This window comes from Micromonospora sp. NPDC049139, from assembly GCF_055586845.1.
Genome location: NZ_JBVJHK010000001.1, coordinates 680,429 through 698,508, shown reverse-complemented (window position 1 = coordinate 698,508; position 18,080 = coordinate 680,429). Strand labels below are relative to the sequence as shown.

The window sequence follows — 18,080 nt, the reverse complement described above, 5'->3', positions numbered from 1 at the left end:
TCCGCAGCTGCCGCCGATCGTGCGCGCCGCCCGGCGGCGCAACCGCAACCGCCTGTAGCCGGTCCATTCGGGATAGGCACCCTGTCGTGCCGATGTGCGGGCGTTCACGTCTCGGTCGTGCCTAGACGAGTGCGCCGAAGTCCGCTCCGCAGCCCGACCGTGGTCGTCTGCCACGCCGCCTTCTGCTCTTGAGAGAATGGTTCGATCGAGGCGCACTGAAAGCCGATCATTACGGTGTCCTTGCGCCATTCGCGCGTGAGCCACCGCCGCGTTCGACCCTGCGGGCTCGGACACCTCATCCGAGGGCGTCGTGGGGCCGAACGGCTTGGCGTCCTCGAACTGCTCCACGTTGATGTTGACCTCTTCCGGATGGGGGACCGATGCTGGCTCCGCTGCGGTATGGCGCGTTCCGATACCTCGCTGCTGGCCGGCTGGTCAACATGCTGGGCAACGGTGTCGCTCCCATCGCGCTGGCCTTCGCCGTGCTCGATCTGACCGGCTCGGTGCGCGACCTGGGCCTGGTGGTCGGCGCGAGATCGCTGATGACCGTGCTGTTCGTGCTCTTCGGTGGGGTGGTGGCCGACCGGATTCCGCGCCGGCTGGTGCTGGTCGGATCCAATGTGCTTGGTGCGCTGACCCAGGCGGCAGTGGCCGCCCTGGTGCTCACCGGCACGGCGACGATCCCGCTGTTGCTGGCGCTCGGTGCGGCCAACGGCATCGTCAGCGCGCTGTCCCAGCCAGCGTCGGCCGCCGCGACGCCGCAGACCGTGCCGCCGGAGCTGATTCAGGCGGCCAACGCGCTCATCCGCCTCGGCATCAACGCGGGCATGATCGGCGGCGCGGCGCTCGGTGGCCTCCTGGTGGCCGCCGTCGGGCCGGGGTGGGGCCTCGCCATCGACGCGCTCACCTTCGCTGTCGCGGCTCTCGCGTTTACCGGAGTCCGGGTCGCTGCCTCGCCGGCGAAGAGCACCCGCAGGAGCATCGTCGCTGACCTCCGGGAGGGCTGGACGGAATTCACCGCGCGGACCTGGGTCTGGGTGGTCGTGCTGGGCTTCATGATCCTCAACGCGGCTCTCGCTGGCGGCGTGAACGTGCTCGGCCCGGCCGTCGCGGACGAGACGATCGGCCGTAGCGCCTGGGGCGTGGTGCTGGCGGCGGAAACCGCCGGAATGGTCGTGGGCGGGTTGATCGCCCTGCGGATCCGGGTGCGTCGGCTGTTGCTGCTCGGGGTGGCCTGCATGTTCGCCGAGTCGTTTCTGCTGTTGGGGCTGGCCCTGGCGCCCACCGTCGTCGTGCTGGTGTCGGCCGGCGTGGCGGTCGGGATCGCCGTCGAACAGTTCGCGGTGGCCTGGGACACGTCGATTGCGCAGCACATCCCGGCCGACCGACTGGCCCGGGTCTACTCCTACGACATGTTGGGGTCCTGGGTCGCCGTCCCACTCGGCCAGATCGCGGTCGGACCGGTCGCAGCGGCGATCGGCACCCGCGACACGCTGCTGATCCTGGCGGCATCGGTGGTCCTCTCGGTCCTCGGCATGCTGGCCAGCCGGGACGTTCGCCGGCTGCAGGCGGTAGCCCCCGCCCGCGCTGCCGACGCAGCACAGACCGAGCCCGCCGACGGTGGGCCGAGCGACAGCCCTACCACGAAGCCCACCGAACCAGCCGCCCGCGCCTGACCCGGCGGTGGACTTCCTCGATGCCAGCCGCACCCTCAGTTCGAAGGGCAGGATTCGCCGACGCCATACACTGCGGCTCACTCTCCTGCCGCCGACCGCGTGCTCCGCAGCGTCACGACAGCCGGATCAAGCCCCGCGCCCGGTCGTGTCGATGTTGGTGCGCGGTCGTGCAGCATGGCTGACGGAGTTGACGTCGCTTGCCGGATCGGAGGCTCAGTGCAGGGCGATGTGGGCTTCGGCGAGGAAGCGGTCGCGGTCGTCGCCGTGGGCGATTGCCGCGTTGTATACGGCGTTGATCGCGGCGACCAGCGGATCGTCATCCGCCAGAGCGATCAGGGCGGGGAACGCCGCGGCCTGCTGGAGCATCTCGGTGACGCCGCGTGTGCCGCACGCTCTCGGGTCTAGGCGGAGCGGGACGGTGGTGTGCGGCACCTCGGGATCGGACAAGAGCCGTCTGAACGCGGCGGTGCCGCTCTGCTCTGTGAAGGTTCGGGGCAGTGGGCGGCCGGCCTCGGCGTCGGCGAGCGCGTCGGCGATCCATCCGATCTGCTCCAGCCCGGCCGCACGCATCGCGCGGCGGGCCGCCCAGCAGGCTGCCTCCCGCTGGCGGGCGGCGGGCAGCGCGTCGATGCGGTCGAGCATCGGGCGGTCGATCCGGGCCAGGGACCGCGCCTGGCTGAGGAGCCCGCGGACCCGGTCCGACGGCGGAGCACCTTCCCACTTCTCGGCGTCGCGCTCGGCCTGCAGGCGGCGGGTCTTCTCGGCCAGCGCGGTCGCCTCGGCGGCCTGCCCACGCAACGTCTCCATCCACGGATACGACCCGGCGGTGTCGAGCAGATGGTCCCAGATCAGGCCGAGGGCGCAGGCGTGCCGGCCCAGCACTCCCTCGTGCCGGAGGGTGAAGCCGTCGGGGCCGGACGTCAGCCGTACGGTACTCGGCTCGTCGTCCGGCAGCGTGGCCAGCGGACGAGGGAAGATCGGCTCGTCGGCGGTGGCCCACGACCATGTGAGAGTCTCGCCGTCGACCCGCTCCAGCCGGACCTCCAGGTCGCCGGCGGGCAGCACTCCCACCGAGACCTCGACCGGCGCGGGCCGGTAGCGGACCACCGCCACCCGGGACAGGCCGGTGTCGTCCTCGTACGGGTCAGGTGGGAGCGGTGGCAGGATGGCCGGACGGTCGGACGGGCGCGGTAGCAGTGACAGCATCGCCCGCTCGGCGGCCTTCGCCGGTTTCTGCTCCCAGTCGCGGCCTCCCGGGTCGGCCAGCACGGTGCGCCATGGCGTCTCCTCGGACACCGCCCAGATGTGCAGTTCGTGCCGCTCGGGTGGGTCGCCGTCGGTGCGTACGGTCTCGTGCAGGCGGTCGCGCGCGTGCACCCGCACCCGGATCAGCCCGCGCGGGACGGCGACGTCGGTAAGGGCCTCCGCGGTGCCGCCCATCAGGCCGATGACCGACAGCCGGCCGCTGGGACTCCAGAGGGTCGCCTCGCTGATCGCGTCCCAGCCGATGTCGGTCTCCGTGGGAGGCCCGGGCAAGACACGCACGCGTGCCTCGATCCAGCCGGTGTGTATGCCGCAGAAGCCGGTGAACCGGTTCGGCCCGCCGACGTGCAGCAGGTCGTCGCCGAGGGTGTAGATCTCCACGCCGGACGCGCCCGGCACGGCGGACACCTCGTATTGGCGGTAGCTGACGAACAGCCGCGCCCAGTCGGTCGCGAATGCCGGAGTTCGATGATCTGCGTCATGCAAATCGTCCACTCCCAGATCCTACGGCCGTCGTCATCGGACCCACGATGCACGACATCGATGGAAGTCCCTGCCGGCGCTGTCCGACAGGCCGGGCGGCCCCGCCGGTGCGCACAGCGTCCGTGACAGCATCCTGCTGGCGCAGCCGTTGATGTTGACCGAACGGGCGCGGACCGGCAAGGGCCCGAATGGAAGCGGCTACGGCTACGGCGTCTTCGTTGGTGAGCTCAACGGCCGGCGCTGGTGGCATCACAGCGGCCGTCCTGATCCGGTTGGACTCAGGCGATCGTCCGGCCGGTGGTGCTTGCCGCGTGCCGGTTTGGCTCAGACCTGTCATAGGCCCGTGTAAAGATCGCCGCCGTGACTGGATGGGTGTACAACGATCGCCCTGAGGGCGTCAGGTTCCTGGCCGAGCGGATTGCGGAGCCGGGCCGTGGGGAGATCGAGGCCGAGATCTGGGACTGGGTCGTGCGTGGCCAGGATGACGCCGACGAGTTCGTGGATTTCTTTGACGAGGACGAGCAGCGCCACGGCGCCACCGACGAGGAACTCAGGGCGGCGTACGAAAAGGCTCTGGCCGCTCGGCGGGAGCAGCAGCGTGGGTGGGGCGAGGTGCGGAGCAACCTCACCCGCGCCTTTGCCGATCTCAACGAGCTCGGCGTGTTGGCCAGGGAGAACTTCAGCTGCTGTGGCACCTGCGCGGCCGCTGAGATCCACGACGAGCGTGATGGTTCCCGGCACTGGCACGGGTACCTCTGGTACCACCAGCAGGACACGGAGTCGCTGCTCGCGAGCGAGGACGGCGAGGTCTACCTCGGCTACGGCGCCTATCCGCCGGCGGACTTCGACGAGGTCGCCTATTCGGCCCTGTCGGAGGCCGAACAGCAGGCCCGCTACCAGGCCGACCTGGAACGGCTACTGGACGAGATCGCCTTTCCGGTGCTTCGCAAGTACGGCATGCGGGTGGAGTGGAACCGCAAGCAGTCGAGGCGGATACGGGTGACCGGCGCCCAGTGGTATGCGCCATTGATCTGAGACCCACCCGCTCGCGTTCTTGGCTGGGTGCTGGTCGAACCGGCGGTGGTGATCGCCGATGGTGGGCGCGCCGGCAGGCGCTCGCCACGGCCACGCAACGAACCCTCGCGGCCGTGGCGGCGGTCATCGCCACCCTGCTGGCATACCCTGACCACCACCATCCGATCTTTACCGGTCAGGCGCGGGTCGGGCCGCCCGCACCGGGGATGGCTGACCAGGCGAGCCTGCCGCCGATGATCGTGGCGGCAACCCGAGTCGAGAACCGATGACCGGAGAACGGTGTGTTCCGGGCCAGGCTGGCCAGCCGGGCCGCGTCGACCGTCCAGTCGGCGTCGGTGGAGACCAGGCACAGCGTGGCGGGCATGCCCACCTGGAGCGGATTCCCGCCGCCGACAGCTGTTCGGCCGATCGCCGCGGGTCGGATGGCCATCGCCTCGGCCAGGCGACGCCATGACATGAGGCCCGTGCGCACCATGGTCTCCGCGACGACCGGCAGCGCGGTCTCCAGTCCCAGCATGCCGGGTGGCGCCTCGCACCAGGGACGGTTCTTGGTGGCGGCAGGGTGTGGCGCGTGATCGGTGGCGACCACGTCGATGACTCCCTCGGCGAGCGCTTCCCGCAGGGCCGTCACGTCCTGGGCGCTCCGCAGCGGCGGGTTGACCTTGTAGCGGGTGTCACCGGTGCGTACCAGTTCGTCGGTGAGGAGGAGATGGTGCGGGGTGACCTCCGCGGTGACTGGCCAGCCCCGCGACTTGGCCCAGCGGATTATCTCCACGCTGCCTCGCGTCGAGACATGGCAGATGTGCAGCGGGGTGTCGTCCGCGCCCGCCAGCACGCAGTCCCGGGCGATAATCGACTCTTCGGCGACGGCGGGCCATCCGGGCAGGCCCAACTCGTGGGCGACCGCGCCGTCGTTGGCCTGGGCGTTCGGGCTCAGCGGCGAGGACTGGGCGTGCTGGGCGACGAACCCGCCGACGTCGGCCGCCCGGCGCAGCGCCTGCCGCATCAACGCGGGGTCCTCCACACACCGGCCGTCGTCGGAGAACATCCGGGTGCGGGCGGCCGAGGCGGCCATCGCCTCGATCGGTGCCAGCGTGGTGCCGTCGAGGCCGACGGTGACCGCGCCCACGGGCCGTACCTGGCAGTGTGCGGTGCGTTCGGCCACCTCGGCGACGTACTCCACGCGTCGCGGATCGTCCGCCACCGGCTGGGTGTTCGCCATGGCGAACACCGTCGCGTAGCCGCCCTTGGCCGCCGCGAGCGTGCCGGTGGCGATCGTCTCCGCGTCCTCCGCGCCGGGTTGACGCAGGTGGGTGTGCAGGTCGGTGAACGCTGGCAGAGCGATCAGGCCGTGGCAGTCGATGCTGTGGACGGCGGGTCCCTGCCCGGCGGAATCGAGCGCGGCGATCCGGCCGTTGTCGATCAGCAGGTCCACCGGTTCCTCGCCGTAGGGTCGTACGCCTCGCAGCACGGTGGGTGGCAGCAGCGGTTGCCGGGACAGCGGCCGCGGGTTCCAGCCGGGCTCAGTCATCCGCGGATCCCCACCTGAACACCGGCCCGTCCAGGCACACCAGGGGAGCCTCAGTCCCCGTGCTCCGCTGCCCGGAGGAGCAACCGTGGCAGTATCCGAGGCCGCACGCCATGTGCGCCTCGACGGACACCTGCACCTCCGCATTCCACCGTTTCCCGAGGTCGGCGGCGAGATCGGTCAGCCGTTGCGAGCCGCAGGTGAGGACGAGCTGCGGAGAATCGGCGTCCAGCGTCGAGGTGAGCAGCGTGGACAGGAAGTCCGGCTCGCTGGTCCCGTCCGCGTCGGTGACCTGGTGCAGGTGCTCGACACCGCCCCGGCGCAGGACGTCGGCGCCGATCAGCACACCGGGATGGCGGGCACTGATGACGGCGACGGTCGTACCGCCACGGCGGGCGTTGACCGCGGCGACCGTGGTGAGCGAACAGGTGCCGATGCCCCGGCCGAGCAGCAGTACCCGGCTGGTCGCGGGGGAGAGGTGAAACCCCTGCCCGAGCGGACCGGTCGCGAGCATGGTCTCGCCGACGGTGAAGGTGGCGAGCCGGCGCGTGCCGCCGCCGACGACGCCGTACACCACGTCGAACGTGCCGTGTTCGGGTGCGGTGTCGTAGATCGCCATCGGCCGGGGCAGGACGGGGGCGGTTTCGTCGGCGCGCGCCGCCGTGAGCATCACGAACTGGCCGGGTTGGGCGCGGGTGGCGATGGTCGGGGCGTGCAGGCGGAGGAACCGGTACCGGTCGCCGACCGGTTCGTGGCGCAGGACTGGCGCGTGGTGCCAGGTGGGTGGGGGCCGGTGTGCCGGCGGCAGGTCGAGCGGGACGAGCCGTCCGCTGGTCGTGTTCAGCATGCCTCCTCCGCCGGGGATGTTCTGGTCAGTTCGTGATCGAGGGCGAGCAGGCTGCGGGCGAGCAGGTCGGTTCCGGCGGCGAGATCCGCGCTGCTTGTCCACTCCTCGGGGACGTGACTCAGCCCGGCCCGGCTCGGCACGAAGATCATTCCTGCGGGCACCACCTTGTTGATCATCTGGCTGTCGTGGCTGGCGCCGCTGGGCAGGACCCGGTACGCCGTCCCCGTGGCGGTGCAGGTCTCGGCGATCCGGCGGCGCAGCCAGATCGGCAGCACCACCGGGGAGGCGTCGCCGAGCAACTCGATGTCCAGGCTCACCCCGCGTCGCTCGCAGATGGCGCGGGCGCCGTGGATCAGCTCGGTCGCTGTCGACCGCTGCCGGTCGCTGTCCACGTCGCGGATGTCCACGTAGAGCCGAGCCTCGCCGGGGATCGTGGTGATCGAGCCCGGTTCGAGTTCCAGCCGGCCGACCGTGGCCCGGGTGCCGTGGTGCCTGGGGTCGGTTGCGATGCTCTCGGCGAGGAGGGTGATCTCCGCCGCGGCCGTCATGGCGTCGGCCCGCTGGTGCATCGGCGTCCCGCCGGTGTGCGAGGCGCGGCCGTGCAGGTCGAGGCGGAACCGGGTGCTGCCGGAGATGAGGTCGACGATGCCGATCGGCACGCCCTGGGCCTCGAGCACGCCACCCTGCTCGATGTGCAGCTCCACGAACGCTGCCCAGTCGTCCGCGCGCCAGCGCGCTTCCTCGACGCGGCTCGGGTCGAGACCGACAGCCTGCATGGCCTCGGCGAGACTCACTCCGTGGACGTCCCGCCGGTCGGCCAGATCGGGCGAGTTCAGCAGGCCCGCCGCGATCCGGCTACCGGTGCACGCCTGGCCGAACCGCGCGCCCTCCTCACCGGCGAACGCCACGAACCTGATCGGGTGGCTGTGCCGTACGTCCGCCTCGACGAGAAGCCGGGCGACCTCCATGGCGGCCACCACCCCGGCGATGCCGTCGAACCGTCCGGCCCGCGGCACGCTGTCCAGGTGGGAGCCGGTGCCGACGGCGGGGGCGGGTCCGGCATCGCCGGGCCGTTCGGCGTAGCTGTTGCCCGCCGCGTCGGTCCAGGTTCGCAGGCCCAGCGCGGAGAGCTGGTCGGTGAACATCCGGTGCGCCGTGCGTTCCAACGGGGTGTACGCGAGTCGCGTCACGCCGTCGGTGCTCTCGCTGATCTCGGCGAACTTCGCCAGCAGGTCGGCCAACCGGCTGGCGTCGGCCAGGGGCAGGGCGACGTCGACGGTGTCCAGGCTCATCGGTGTGTCCGCGAGATGGCTGCGGCGGTGACGACCGGGGTGCCGTCGACCGCTGCCAGGACCGCGTCGGTGACGGGTAGCGCCGCCGCGACCGCCACCACCTCGGCGTGGGCGTGGGCGAGCAGGAGCCGGAGCGCCGGCAGCGCCGACATGTCGTGCCAGGAGGCGGCGAGCAGCGCGACGCGTGCTCCGGGGGCCGGGGGCGGGCTCAGCGAGAGCAGCCCGGAGTCTTCGTAGATGCGTACGGTGGGGAGGTCCAGCTCCCGGGAGACGACGTGGGCCAGCACGCCGTCGTCGAGGTTGTCCCGCACGACCACCACCGTCGGGGCGTACGGCCGCAGCGCGTCGGCGATCGCCGTGCTGACGAGTTCGACGGCCGCCGCGGCACCGGCACGGTCGGCGGTGACCGCCTGGTGGAGTTCGTCGACAGCGGCGGCGAGCTGGCTTGCCGGTGTTGGGTGTGTGTTCATGGCGTTCGTGGCGCGGTGACCCTCGGCGTTGGCCATGGGGAGGAGGCGCCGTCCCCCTTTCAGGAACCAGTGGACTGACAGCGGTCGGAGTTCGGGCGAAGCGGTGGAACCTGGGTCACGCTGGTTGTACGTCGACTGCGCCCTGGCGGTCCCGGACTCGTGGCTGATCGGGGATGTGCAGGTCCGCCGGGGTGAACAGGGCCCGGACGGGGCAGCGGGCCGCGGCCTCGCCCTGGCCGCCGCTGCGGTCGACGGCCGCCAGTACGGCGGGCACCACCGCGCCGTGGTCCCGAAGCGCGTGGACGGCGGTGGTGGCGCGTGAGCCGGACATGATCACGTCCTCGACGAGGACGACACGCTCGCCCGCGTGCAGTTCTCCCTCGATCTGCGTCGGGTGGTCGCCGGCAGCAGGGGTGGGGACCACCGCGAAGGGCAGACCGGTCTCCAGGGACAGGGCGGTGACGAGCGGTGCCACCTCTGCCCGGCCGGCCAGCCGGTCCGTTGTGGCGTCCAACAGGTCGGCCATCAGGGCGGCCATCCGCCGCAGGATCGTCGGGCGGGTTTCGAACAAGAAGACATCTATGTACACGTCGACCGGGCCGGCCGGTGCGAGGGTGAACTCGCCGGGCAGGCACGCCGCGGCGCGCAGATCGCGGGCAAGCTCCAGCCAACGTTGGTGACGGTTCTGGAAGGCGGTCGTGTCGCCGGTGCCGATGGTGCTGGGTGCGGCTCTGGTCATGGGGTCCCTCGAAAGGTCGCGGTGTTGTCCGTCTGGTGGGCTTCGGTGAGCGGCGGTGACGGGGTGAACTCGTTGCTGTAGCCGAGTTCGGCGCTGAGCCGGGCCGCCGTGGCGAGCACCAGATGAGTCGCCCGGGCCCGGGCGACTGGATCACGCATCCGGTCGGCGGCCGCGGCGAGCGTGATGCTCGCGCAGGTCGCGCCGGTGGACGAGCGAACGGGCGCGGCCACCGCCCACACGCCTCGGTCCAGTTCGTCGTCGCAGACGTCGTAGCCTCGGGCCCGGACGACCGCGAGGTGTTCGATCACGGCGTCCGGGGTGGCCGGGGTGTCCGGGGTGAACGCGGTGAGCGGCCGTTCCGCGAGCAGCGCGCGGACGATGTCGGTGTCCATGTCGGCGAGGAGAGCGCGGGCGGACGCCGCCGCGTGCAGCGGCATCTCCTGGCCGATCCGGACGAACAGCCGCAGCGGGTGCACGCTCTCGATGAGAGCGATGCAGACCACCCGGTTGCCGACCAGTTCGGCGAGGAACACCGTCTCCCCGGACTCGGCGGCTGCGGCGAGCACCGCAGGGTGCGGGGCGACCAGTGTGGAGGTACGGCGGCTGTTCTGCTCTGCCAGTTGACGGGCGGCGGGGCCGAGGAAGTAACGGCGGTTGACCGGCGATCGGGTGACGAACTCCTGTTCGGCCAGGACCGCCAGTAGCCGGTGCGCGCTGCCGAGCGGGATGTCGAGCGTCTCGTGTAGGTCCTTCATGCTCATCCCGTCGCCGTGACGGGCGAGGGTCCGCAGTATCTCCAGCGCTCTGACGACCGGTTGCACGCTGTCTCCTTCGAATTGGCTCGGCGGGTTCAGACCCGTAGTGAGCCGACGACTTCCGAGACGGACATGGTGCCCGACGCGGCCAGCAGCGGCCCGAGCTCCCGCACGATCTCCGCCATGGCGTACGGGCGGGCGAAGTTGGCCGTCCCGACCTGGACTGCGCTCGCCCCAGCGAGGAGGAATTCCAGGACGTCCCGCGCCGAGCTGATGCCGCCGCAGCCGATGACCGGGATGTCGACCGCGCGGGCGGCCTGCCAGACCAGGCGCAGCGCGATCGGTTTCACCGCGGGCCCGGACAGTCCACCGACGCCGTTGCCGAGTACGGCCGTACGGCGGGTGGCGTCCACGCTCATTGCCGGGAAGGTGTTGGCCACCGTGATGGCCGTGGCGCCGGCGCGCTCCGCGGCGCGGGCGATGTCCGCGATCGACGTCACGTTCGGGGTGAGTTTGACGAACACCGGTACGTGCGAGCGGGCCACCACACCGGACACGACCCGTTCGACCGTGGCCGCGTCGGTGCCGATGGCCAGGCCGCCGTGTTCGAGGTTGGGGCAGGAGACGTTCACCTCGAGCGCTGCGGCGCCGTGGCCGGCAAGTTGCTCCGCCGCCGTCCAGTACTCCGCCACGGTCAGCCCGCCGACGCTGATGATGGTGGGCACGTCGGTGGCGAGGTACCGGGGGAGTACGCGGGAGCGGAACTCGTCGACACCAGGGCTGGGGATGCCGACGCTGTTGAGCATTCCGTCTGGAGTCTCGGTGATGCGGTGTGCGGGATTGCCGGAGCGCACCGCGGCGAAGACGGTCTTCGTGACCAGGGCGCCCAGCTCGTCCAGCGGCACCAGGGTGCCGAGCTCCGGGCCGAAACAGCCGGACGCGGGCATGACCGGGTTGCTCAGCCTGATGTCACCGAGAGTGACGGATAAATCGATGCTGGTTCGTTGTTCCTGGGTCCAGAACCGAGCTCTCGAGTCGATCTCGCCGCCCGGGATGGCGACTGAAACACCCGAGTTGTCGGTTGAGGCATGCAGTCTCGTTTCCACGACGCGGATGTACCTCTTCCGTCTGGGAAGAGTCGACTATGCGTCACCGGTCGTGGTTCGTCAAGGGGTGGAAACCGCTGTCCCGGGAAGCGCCAGAGCTCTCGCATCGCTCTGAGAGGCGGCGTGTTTCAGCATGTGGAAGGCGGTGTGGTCAAGCGCTGTCCGCTAGCCGTGAGGCGAGCTTCCCGTCGGAGGGCTTCCGCGCTCCGGCTACTCAGCGCAGTTTCCGGGACCGCTGACCAGGCCTGGAGGGCGCGCTCCAGAGTGCCGGGAGTGCCCAGGCGGCCGGGGCGGCTTCCGACTGGCCGAAGTTACGTTTCTGTTTCGCCGGGCGACGGCCACGCGTGCCGGTGGCGCCAGCGAGCGTTGGCGGGGGCCGAGGTTATCAACACGTATTGACTACCCCATGTGATGGACGTATCTTCGGCTCTCCTTCCCCCGGAGGTGTTCATGAAGGTGACTCGAGCCGATGTGGCCAGGCGGGCGCAGACCTCGCCGTCGGTGGTCAGCTATGTGCTCAACGGCGGTCCACGCCCGGTCGCACCGGCCACCCGGGCCCGGGTCGAGGCAGCCATCCGGGACCTCGGGTACCGCCCGAACCGCGTGGCCCAGGCGCTCCGCCGTACCCGCAGCGGCTTCCTCGGCCTGTTGATGCCGGACGGCGGCAACCCCTTCTTCGCCGAGCTGGCCAACGCCATCGAGACCGAGGCGGCACGCCGCGGAAAGCTGCTGTTCCTGCTGCACTCCGACGGCGGCGAGGAGGGCGAGCGACTCGCCGCCATGGGGGACGTCCGGGCCGAGGGGGTGCTGTGGGTGCCGCACCACGAGAGCCCGTCGACCGCATCCGCCCTGGCCAACTCGCCCTGCCCGGTGGTGGTCCTCGACCGGGTGCCGGCCGATGCGGCGACCGGGTACGACTCGGTCGCGGTGGATCACCATCAGGGCGCCCGGCTGGCCACCAGCCATCTGGTCGAGCACGGCTTCCGGCAGGTGTCGTGCCTGTCCGGCCCGAGCGAGACCATCGTCGGCCGCGACCGGACGTCCGGTTGGCGGCAGGCGCTGGCCGACCACGGCATCACCGAAGGTGTGTGGGAGGTACCGGCGGACTTCACGCCGGAGGGCGGACGGGCGGCCGGGAACGAACTGCTCGACCGGTTGACCTTCCCGGCCGCCGTCTTCGTCGCCTCGGACCGGCAGGCGCTCGGCCTGCTGCGCGCCGTGCGCGAACGGGGGCTCGACGTCCCGCGGGACATCGCCATCGTGTCCTTCGACGGTACGGACGTCAGCGCCTACACCACGCCACCGCTGTCCACCATGCGGCAGCCCCTGCCGGCGCTCGCGGCCGGCGCTCTGACGCTTCTCGAGGAGCGAATACGCGACCCGTACCGACCGGCGCGGCACATCGCCCTGCCCGCCGAGCCCGTCTTCCGAACAAGTTGTGGATGTGGACAGCCATGAGTGTGCCAACCGGAAACCCCACCGCCGAACGCGGTTCCCCACAGGCCGCGCAGGGAACCCTGCTGCGGCTGTCGCAGATCACCAAGGAGTACCGGTCCGACCGGGGCAAGGTGGTGCGCGCGCTCCACGAGGTGTCGCTCGACGTGCGGCAGGGCGAGATCCTCGCCATCATCGGCGCGTCCGGCTGCGGCAAGTCCACCCTGCTGCGGATCATGGCGGGCCTCGACACCATCACCTCCGGGCAGACGGAGTGGTCACGCCGGCCGACACCCGGCCGGGACATCGGTTACGTCTTCCAGGAGCCCGTCCTGCTGCCCTGGCGCAGCGTCTTGCGTAACGCCTGCATCGCGCCGGAGACGTTGAAGGAACCGCGGCAGCGGTACGAGCCCCGGGTGCGCGAACTGCTGAGCCTGGTGGGACTGACCGACTTCGCCGACGCGCTGCCGCGCGAACTCTCCGGCGGGATGCGGCAGCGGACCTCGATCGTGCGGGCGCTGGCCCACGACCCGATGCTGTTGCTGATGGATGAGCCCTTCGGCGCACTCGACCAGATCACCCGGGAGAAGCTGCACGACGATCTGCTCAACATCTGGACCGCGACCGGCAAGACCATCGTGTTCGTGACGCACAGCGTCGACGAGGCCACCTACCTCGCCGACCGGGTGGTCGTGCTCTCGCCCCGCCCCGGTCGGGTACGCGCGATCCACGACGTGCCCCTGCCCCGCCCCCGGGACGCGCGGACGAAGCTCGATCCGCGCTTCGCGGAGTTCCAGGCCATGCTGCGGGGGGAACTGTGACGGTTCAGACCTCGACACCCGAGCCGGCGGCACCGCCCGTCGCGCCGCCGCCGGCACCGGTTGGTACGTCGCGACGGGGCCGCCTGCGACTCATGGTCAAGCCCTTCGCAGCGGTGCTGTACGTCCTCGTGATCGTCGGTGCCTGGGGCGCGTACCAGGCGGTGGCGGACGTCCCACGGTATCTGCTCGCCAGCCCGACCGAGGTCGGATCGCAGCTGCTGGACCTCGCGCAGACCGGAACGCTGTGGACCCACCTGGTGTACACGGTCCGTAACATCGGTGTCGGCTTCGCGATCGGGGCGGTGATCGGCGTCGCGCTGGGAGTGGCCGTCTCCCGGTCCCAGGTCGTCGACGCGATGCTCTCCCCGTTCCTGATCGTGTTCCAGGCGATGCCGAAGATCGCGCTCGCGCCCATGTTCGTGCTCTGGTTCGGCCTCGGCCTGACCAGCCAGTTCGTGCTCATCGTGAGCCTGTCCTTCTTCCCGATCCTGGTCGGTACCGCCACGGGGCTGCGGCAGGTGAACCCGGGCTACCGGGACCTCGCCACCATCGTCGGGCTGAACCCGGTAGCCCGACTGTTTCGCATCGACATCCGGGCAGCGTCACCGTCGATCTTCGCCGCCGCCCGGGTGGCCGCCGTCGACGCCATGACCGGAGCGGTCCTCGCCGAGTGGATCTCTTCAAGCCAGGGACTCGGCTACCTCCTGGTCGAGGCCAACTCCTCCTACCAGGTCCCCATGCTGATGGCCTCGATCGTGGTGATCGTGGCTGTCGGACTCGCCCTCTACCAACTGGTCTCCTTCGTGGAGGCCCGCGCCCTGCGGTGGCGCGATCCCGTCACGGCCTGACCACACGACCTGTCCGTCGTAGGCCGACCCCCATCGAACTGGAATACGAGGTACACCCATGCGCTCCATGACCCGTAGATCCCTCCTTGCCGGTATCGCCGCCAGCACCGTCATCGCCCTCACCGCCGGCTGCGGCGGCGTCGATGCCTCCAGCGGCGGCAGCGACGGTGGCACGACCAAGGTCAGCATCCAGATCGACGGCGCCGCCGCCCCCTACTACGCGCCGCTGTACTGGGCCAAGGAACAGGGCTACTTCACCAAGCAGAACCTCGACGTCGAATTCCTGTACGCCGACGCCGCGACCATCACCAAGAACGTGGCCGCCAACAACGTCCAGTTCGGCTTCCCGAACGCCGACAGTGTGATCCAGGCGGTGGCCAACGGCGTGCCGGACCTCGTCGTGCACACCACGTACCAGCAGGGCATCGGCGCGCTGCTCACCCTCGCCGACTCCGGCATCACCAACCCGGCCGACCTGAAGGGCAAGACGGTCGCGGTGACCAGCCTCGGCTCCCCGAACTACGTCCAGCTGACGGCGATCGCCGCCTCGGCGGGCCTGGACGTGAAGAAGGACCTGACGGTCAAGGTCGTCGGTACCGGCGCCATCGTCTCGGCACTGCAGAACAAGCAGGTCGACGCGATCGTCTTCTCGCGGCTGCGCTACTACACCCTGCAGGCCGCCGGGGTGCAGGTCACCCAGATCCTGTCCAACCAGTACCTCCCGTCGTTCGGCAACGTCGTGATCACCGGCCAGCAGTTCGCCAAGGAGAACCCGAAGGCCGTCACCGGATTCACCACCGCGCTGAACGCCGCGCTGCAGGACCTCATCGACGGCAAGCTGCCGCAGGCCGTCGAGATGTCCGTCCAGAAGTACGCCACCAGCTTCGCCGGCCAGGAAAAGTCGGTCACCCAGGTGATGCAGGAAGTCTTCGTCAAGGACCTGTGGCAGAGCGACGCCACCAGGGCGCACGGGCTCGGCTACGGCGACCCGGTGGCCTGGCAGAACGCCGTGGACGCGCAGAAGAAGTACGGCCTGATCCAGGGCGACGTGCGGGCGTCCGACTTCGTGAAGGCCACCTCGTGACCGAGCAGCGACTCGGCAGGCTACCGCGCGCCGTGCTCGGCACGGCGTCGGTAGCGGCCTTCCTGCTGGCCTGGCAGGGCTACGTCCACCTCGCGCACGTGCCCACATACACCCTCCCCGGCCCGATCGAGATCGTGACGCACACCTGGCGGATGCTCACCGGCGAGCAGTTGCTCGTCCACCTCCGGGTGACCGGTGCCGAACTGCTGCAGGGGGTGGCGATCGGATTGACGGTCGGCGTGCTCGCCGGGGTGGCGATGTCCCGATGGCGCTGGCTGGAACGAGCGGCCATGCCGCTGCTGGTGTTCATCCAGATCACCCCGAAGATCGCGATCGCACCGCTCCTGGTGCTGTGGCTCGGGCTCGGCGTGACCAGCAAGATCACCCTGGTCGCACTGGTCACGTTCTTCCCGGTGCTGGTCAACACGCTGGCCGGGCTGCGCGGCATCGGTACGAACTACCGCCACCTGTGTCAGGTGCTCGCGCTCTCCGGCCCACGGCGGTTCTTCCGGCTCGAACTGCCGATGACCCTGCCGCACATCGTGGTCGGGCTACGCCTCGGTGCGCTGGCCGGGGTCACCGCCGCCGTGATCGGCGAGTTGATCGGCGCCCAGGGTGGGCTCGGATACCTGGTCGCGCAGAGCCAGGAGACCGACAACATCCCGCAGGCAATGGTCGGGCTGCTGCTGCTGAGCCTGCTCGGGCTGGCCTCCTGGTCCGGTATCGGCGCCGTCGCCGGCTGGCTCCGCTCCCGGTTCGGTGTGACCGATGGCTGAGCCGCCGCGGAGCCGCCGTTGCCGGCGGAGGCCGGGACGATGACCGGGCCACCCCGGCGCATCGTGGTCGACACCGACGGAGGCGTGGACGACCTGGTGGCACTCGCCTGGTTGCTGCGCCTGCCGGATGTGGAGATACCGGCGATCATCGCCACCGGCGGGGCACGGCCCGCCGATGTCGTCGGGGCGGCGGTCACCCATGCGCTTCGCGCGCTCGCTCCGGCCCGGCGGCCGCTGCTGCTGCGGGGCGCCGAGATCGACCCCGCCGCGCGGGCCGCGGTCCCGTCGGGCGCGCGGCTGCACGGCGAGTACGGCCTCGGGCCGTTCGTCCCCACGCACGGCGCCGAGTTCGACGGCGACGTACGCGTCGACCCGTCACTGCCGGCGCACACCGACTACCTGGTGCTCGGCCCGTTGACCACCGCCGAGCGCCTCGCCGGGCAGGTGAGCCACTGGCCCGCGCACGTCCGGTTGACCGTGATGGGTGGGGCATTCTCCCTGCCCGGCGTGGTGCGGGGCGCCGAGCCGAACTTCGCCCGCGACCCCCGGGCCGCTCGGCAACTGTTCGCCGAGCCGCCCGGCCGGGGGGTGCGGGTCGTGCCGACGGACGCGACCACCCGGGCGAGCTGCCCGCCGGAGGCCGTCCGGCGGGTGCTCGCCGGCGGCAACGGCTGGCCCGGGGTGCGCGCGCAAATGCTGGCGCGGTACTGGTCCGACACAGCCAGCCGATACTGCCACGACCTGGTGGCCGCAGCTGTCGTGGCGCGCCCGGAGGTGGTGGCGGTCGAGACGCCCGCCACGGTGGCCGTCGACGCGTACGGCCGGTCGGACATAACCCCCGAGGAGAACGTGGCCGTGACGGTGGTGAGCCGCCTCGACGACACGGCGTGGCGCGAGATCGTCCTGGCATGGGCGACCGACAGAGAGGCGACGGTGCGTTGAACGGCCCGAAGATCGCGGTGGTGGGCAGCGCCAACCTTGACCGCATGGTGGTGACCGACCGGCTCCCCGGGCCGGGAGAGACGCTGACCGCCCGGGAGTACCGGGAGGGTGTCGGCGGTAAGGGCGCGAACCAGGCGATGACCATCGCCACCCTCGGTACGCCCGTCGGCTTCGTCGGATGCGTCGGCGCCGACGCCGCTGGTGAGCAGGTGCGGCAGCGGCTCGCCGGCCGGGGCGTGGACGTGTCGGGGCTGGCGGTCGTCCACGACGTCCCCACAGGGACAGCACTGATCACGGTGGACGGCGCCGGCGAGAACGTGATCGTGGTACACCCAGGGGCGAACGGCGCACTGAACGCGGCCCGCGTCGACCGGCACCGGGACATGATCGCGACGGCAGCGCTCACCCTGATGCAGTGCGAGGTCGCGGCGCCCGCCCTGGAGCGGGCCGCAGCGCTGGCCGGGGGCCTCCTGGTGCTGAATCCCGCGCCCGCGACTCCGCTTCCCGACGTCCTCGTACGCCGGGTGGATGTGCTGGTGCCCAACCGGGCCGAGTTGGCGGTCCTGGCCGGCACGTCCCTGCCGGAGAGCCTGGACGACGTGGCGAGCGCCGTCGGCAAGCTCGGGCTCGCGGCGACCGTCGTGGTGACCCTCGGGTCGCAGGGCGCGGCCGTGATAGAGCCGGACGGCCGAGTTGATCACGTTCCGGCGCTCCGTACCGAGGCCGTGGACACGACCGGCGCCGGCGACTGCTTCTGCGGAGCCCTCGCGACCGCCCTGGTGGCGCGGCCCGGCCGGGCCGTGGCGGAAGCCGCCCGCTGGGCGGCCGTCGCGGCGGCGCTGTCGACACGTGGCCGGGGCGCACAAGGCGCGCTGCCGACCCTGGATGAGGTGTCCAGGGCGATGAGTGCCACCGACCGTCCGTTCTCGTAGCAGGCCTCCGCAGCTCCCGCTCGCTGTGGCTGCGAACGTGAGCCGGGAT

Annotated in this window: 17 protein-coding genes and 1 pseudogene; 10 read left to right on the top strand and 8 right to left on the bottom strand. The window is 71.0% G+C overall.

Annotated features, from left to right (window positions below; translation table 11 throughout):
* Window positions 1-380: 380 nt before the first annotated feature.
* A complete protein-coding gene (locus tag ACZ6Q9_RS03090) occupies window positions 381-1,676 on the top strand; it encodes an MFS transporter (protein WP_393449008.1) in 1,296 nt (431 codons plus the stop codon).
* 213 nt (window positions 1,677-1,889) lie between these two features.
* Here the strand turns inward: ACZ6Q9_RS03090 and ACZ6Q9_RS03085 are convergent, their stop codons facing one another.
* A complete protein-coding gene (locus ACZ6Q9_RS03085) occupies window positions 1,890-3,434 on the bottom strand; it encodes a hypothetical protein (RefSeq protein WP_396826617.1) in 1,545 nt (514 codons plus the stop codon).
* A gap of 136 nt (window positions 3,435-3,570) precedes the next feature.
* On the opposite strand from ACZ6Q9_RS03085, the pseudogene ACZ6Q9_RS03080 reads away from it, so the two are divergent.
* Window positions 3,571-3,681: pseudogene (locus ACZ6Q9_RS03080) on the top strand (serine hydrolase); the annotation flags it as partial.
* 101 nt (window positions 3,682-3,782) lie between these two features.
* Window positions 3,783-4,457: a DUF6891 domain-containing protein gene (locus tag ACZ6Q9_RS03075; protein ID WP_393265636.1), complete on the top strand. Its 675-nt coding sequence runs from the start codon at window positions 3,783-3,785 to the stop codon at window positions 4,455-4,457.
* Window positions 4,458-4,632: 175 nt separating this feature from the next.
* Here ACZ6Q9_RS03075 and ACZ6Q9_RS03070 read toward each other — a convergent pair whose 3' ends face one another.
* The 7 genes from ACZ6Q9_RS03070 to ACZ6Q9_RS03040 form a co-directional block, all read right to left on the bottom strand.
* A complete protein-coding gene (locus tag ACZ6Q9_RS03070) occupies window positions 4,633-5,940 on the bottom strand; it encodes a dihydroorotase (protein WP_396827103.1) in 1,308 nt (435 codons plus the stop codon).
* 40 nt (window positions 5,941-5,980) lie between these two features.
* On the bottom strand, window positions 5,981-6,832 hold the full coding sequence (locus ACZ6Q9_RS03065; protein ID WP_396826619.1) for an iron-sulfur cluster-binding protein: 852 nt from the start codon (window positions 6,830-6,832) through the stop codon (window positions 5,981-5,983).
* Window positions 6,826-8,124 carry a Zn-dependent hydrolase gene (locus ACZ6Q9_RS03060; protein WP_393449014.1) on the bottom strand — a complete coding sequence of 433 codons (1,299 nt, stop codon included), beginning with the start codon at window positions 8,122-8,124 and terminating at the stop codon, window positions 6,826-6,828. Before ACZ6Q9_RS03060 ends, ACZ6Q9_RS03065 begins: the two co-directional genes overlap by 7 nt.
* Window positions 8,121-8,630 carry a hypothetical protein gene (locus ACZ6Q9_RS03055; protein ID WP_393449017.1) on the bottom strand — a complete coding sequence of 170 codons (510 nt, stop codon included), beginning with the start codon at window positions 8,628-8,630 and terminating at the stop codon, window positions 8,121-8,123. The genes ACZ6Q9_RS03060 and ACZ6Q9_RS03055 overlap by 4 nt, the downstream gene beginning before the upstream one ends.
* A 79-nt stretch (window positions 8,631-8,709) precedes the next feature.
* Window positions 8,710-9,333, bottom strand: a complete 624-nt coding sequence (locus ACZ6Q9_RS03050; RefSeq protein ID WP_393265644.1) for an orotate phosphoribosyltransferase — start codon at window positions 9,331-9,333, stop codon at window positions 8,710-8,712.
* Window positions 9,330-10,154, bottom strand: a complete 825-nt coding sequence (locus tag ACZ6Q9_RS03045) for an IclR family transcriptional regulator (protein WP_393449020.1) — start codon at window positions 10,152-10,154, stop codon at window positions 9,330-9,332. Before ACZ6Q9_RS03045 ends, ACZ6Q9_RS03050 begins: the two co-directional genes overlap by 4 nt.
* A gap of 29 nt (window positions 10,155-10,183) precedes the next feature.
* Window positions 10,184-11,194 (bottom strand): dihydroorotate dehydrogenase, encoded by a 1,011-nt coding sequence (locus ACZ6Q9_RS03040; protein WP_393449023.1) that lies wholly within the window; start codon window positions 11,192-11,194, stop codon window positions 10,184-10,186.
* Between the two features lie 450 nt (window positions 11,195-11,644).
* Here ACZ6Q9_RS03040 and ACZ6Q9_RS03035 point away from each other — a divergent pair, with 450 nt between their 5' ends.
* The 7 genes from ACZ6Q9_RS03035 (at window position 11,645) to ACZ6Q9_RS03005 (ending at window position 18,031) form a co-directional block, all read left to right on the top strand.
* Window positions 11,645-12,652: a LacI family DNA-binding transcriptional regulator gene (locus tag ACZ6Q9_RS03035; protein WP_396826623.1), complete on the top strand. Its 1,008-nt coding sequence runs from the start codon at window positions 11,645-11,647 to the stop codon at window positions 12,650-12,652.
* The gene (locus ACZ6Q9_RS03030; protein WP_396826625.1) at window positions 12,649-13,449 is read left to right on the top strand and encodes an ABC transporter ATP-binding protein; all 801 of its coding nucleotides are present in this window, start codon (window positions 12,649-12,651) and stop codon (window positions 13,447-13,449) included. Before ACZ6Q9_RS03035 ends, ACZ6Q9_RS03030 begins: the two co-directional genes overlap by 4 nt.
* A 92-nt stretch (window positions 13,450-13,541) precedes the next feature.
* On the top strand, window positions 13,542-14,297 hold the full coding sequence (locus tag ACZ6Q9_RS03025; protein ID WP_396826627.1) for an ABC transporter permease: 756 nt from the start codon (window positions 13,542-13,544) through the stop codon (window positions 14,295-14,297).
* Window positions 14,298-14,364: 67 nt separating this feature from the next.
* On the top strand, window positions 14,365-15,381 hold the full coding sequence (locus tag ACZ6Q9_RS03020; protein ID WP_393265658.1) for an ABC transporter substrate-binding protein: 1,017 nt from the start codon (window positions 14,365-14,367) through the stop codon (window positions 15,379-15,381).
* Window positions 15,378-16,157 (top strand): ABC transporter permease, encoded by a 780-nt coding sequence (locus tag ACZ6Q9_RS03015; protein ID WP_393265660.1) that lies wholly within the window; start codon window positions 15,378-15,380, stop codon window positions 16,155-16,157. The genes ACZ6Q9_RS03020 and ACZ6Q9_RS03015 overlap by 4 nt, the downstream gene beginning before the upstream one ends.
* Window positions 16,158-16,196: 39 nt before the next feature.
* The gene (locus ACZ6Q9_RS03010) at window positions 16,197-17,099 is read left to right on the top strand and encodes a nucleoside hydrolase (RefSeq protein WP_393449036.1); all 903 of its coding nucleotides are present in this window, start codon (window positions 16,197-16,199) and stop codon (window positions 17,097-17,099) included.
* Complete coding sequence (locus ACZ6Q9_RS03005; RefSeq protein ID WP_393449039.1) at window positions 17,066-18,031, top strand: ribokinase; 966 nt, start codon at window positions 17,066-17,068, stop codon at window positions 18,029-18,031. The genes ACZ6Q9_RS03010 and ACZ6Q9_RS03005 overlap by 34 nt, the downstream gene beginning before the upstream one ends.
* Window positions 18,032-18,080 lie beyond the last annotated feature (49 nt).

What these genes read in the sequence shown, in the direction of transcription:
- ACZ6Q9_RS03065 (WP_396826619.1), bottom strand. Translation starts at nt 6,832, where the DNA reads ATGCTGAACACGACCAGCGGACGGCTCGTCCCGCTCGACCTGCCGCCG.
- ACZ6Q9_RS03035 (WP_396826623.1), top strand. Translation starts at nt 11,645, where the DNA reads ATGAAGGTGACTCGAGCCGATGTGGCCAGGCGGGCGCAGACCTCGCCG.
- ACZ6Q9_RS03030 (WP_396826625.1), top strand. Translation starts at nt 12,649, where the DNA reads ATGAGTGTGCCAACCGGAAACCCCACCGCCGAACGCGGTTCCCCACAG.
- ACZ6Q9_RS03090 (WP_393449008.1), top strand. Translation starts at nt 381, where the DNA reads ATGCTGGCTCCGCTGCGGTATGGCGCGTTCCGATACCTCGCTGCTGGC.
- ACZ6Q9_RS03025 (WP_396826627.1), top strand. Translation starts at nt 13,542, where the DNA reads ATGGTCAAGCCCTTCGCAGCGGTGCTGTACGTCCTCGTGATCGTCGGT.
- ACZ6Q9_RS03050 (WP_393265644.1), bottom strand. Translation starts at nt 9,333, where the DNA reads ATGACCAGAGCCGCACCCAGCACCATCGGCACCGGCGACACGACCGCC.
- ACZ6Q9_RS03060 (WP_393449014.1), bottom strand. Translation starts at nt 8,124, where the DNA reads ATGAGCCTGGACACCGTCGACGTCGCCCTGCCCCTGGCCGACGCCAGC.
- ACZ6Q9_RS03020 (WP_393265658.1), top strand. Translation starts at nt 14,365, where the DNA reads ATGACCCGTAGATCCCTCCTTGCCGGTATCGCCGCCAGCACCGTCATC.
- ACZ6Q9_RS03005 (WP_393449039.1), top strand. Translation starts at nt 17,066, where the DNA reads ATGGGCGACCGACAGAGAGGCGACGGTGCGTTGAACGGCCCGAAGATC.
- ACZ6Q9_RS03010 (WP_393449036.1), top strand. Translation starts at nt 16,197, where the DNA reads ATGACCGGGCCACCCCGGCGCATCGTGGTCGACACCGACGGAGGCGTG.
- ACZ6Q9_RS03055 (WP_393449017.1), bottom strand. Translation starts at nt 8,630, where the DNA reads ATGGCCAACGCCGAGGGTCACCGCGCCACGAACGCCATGAACACACAC.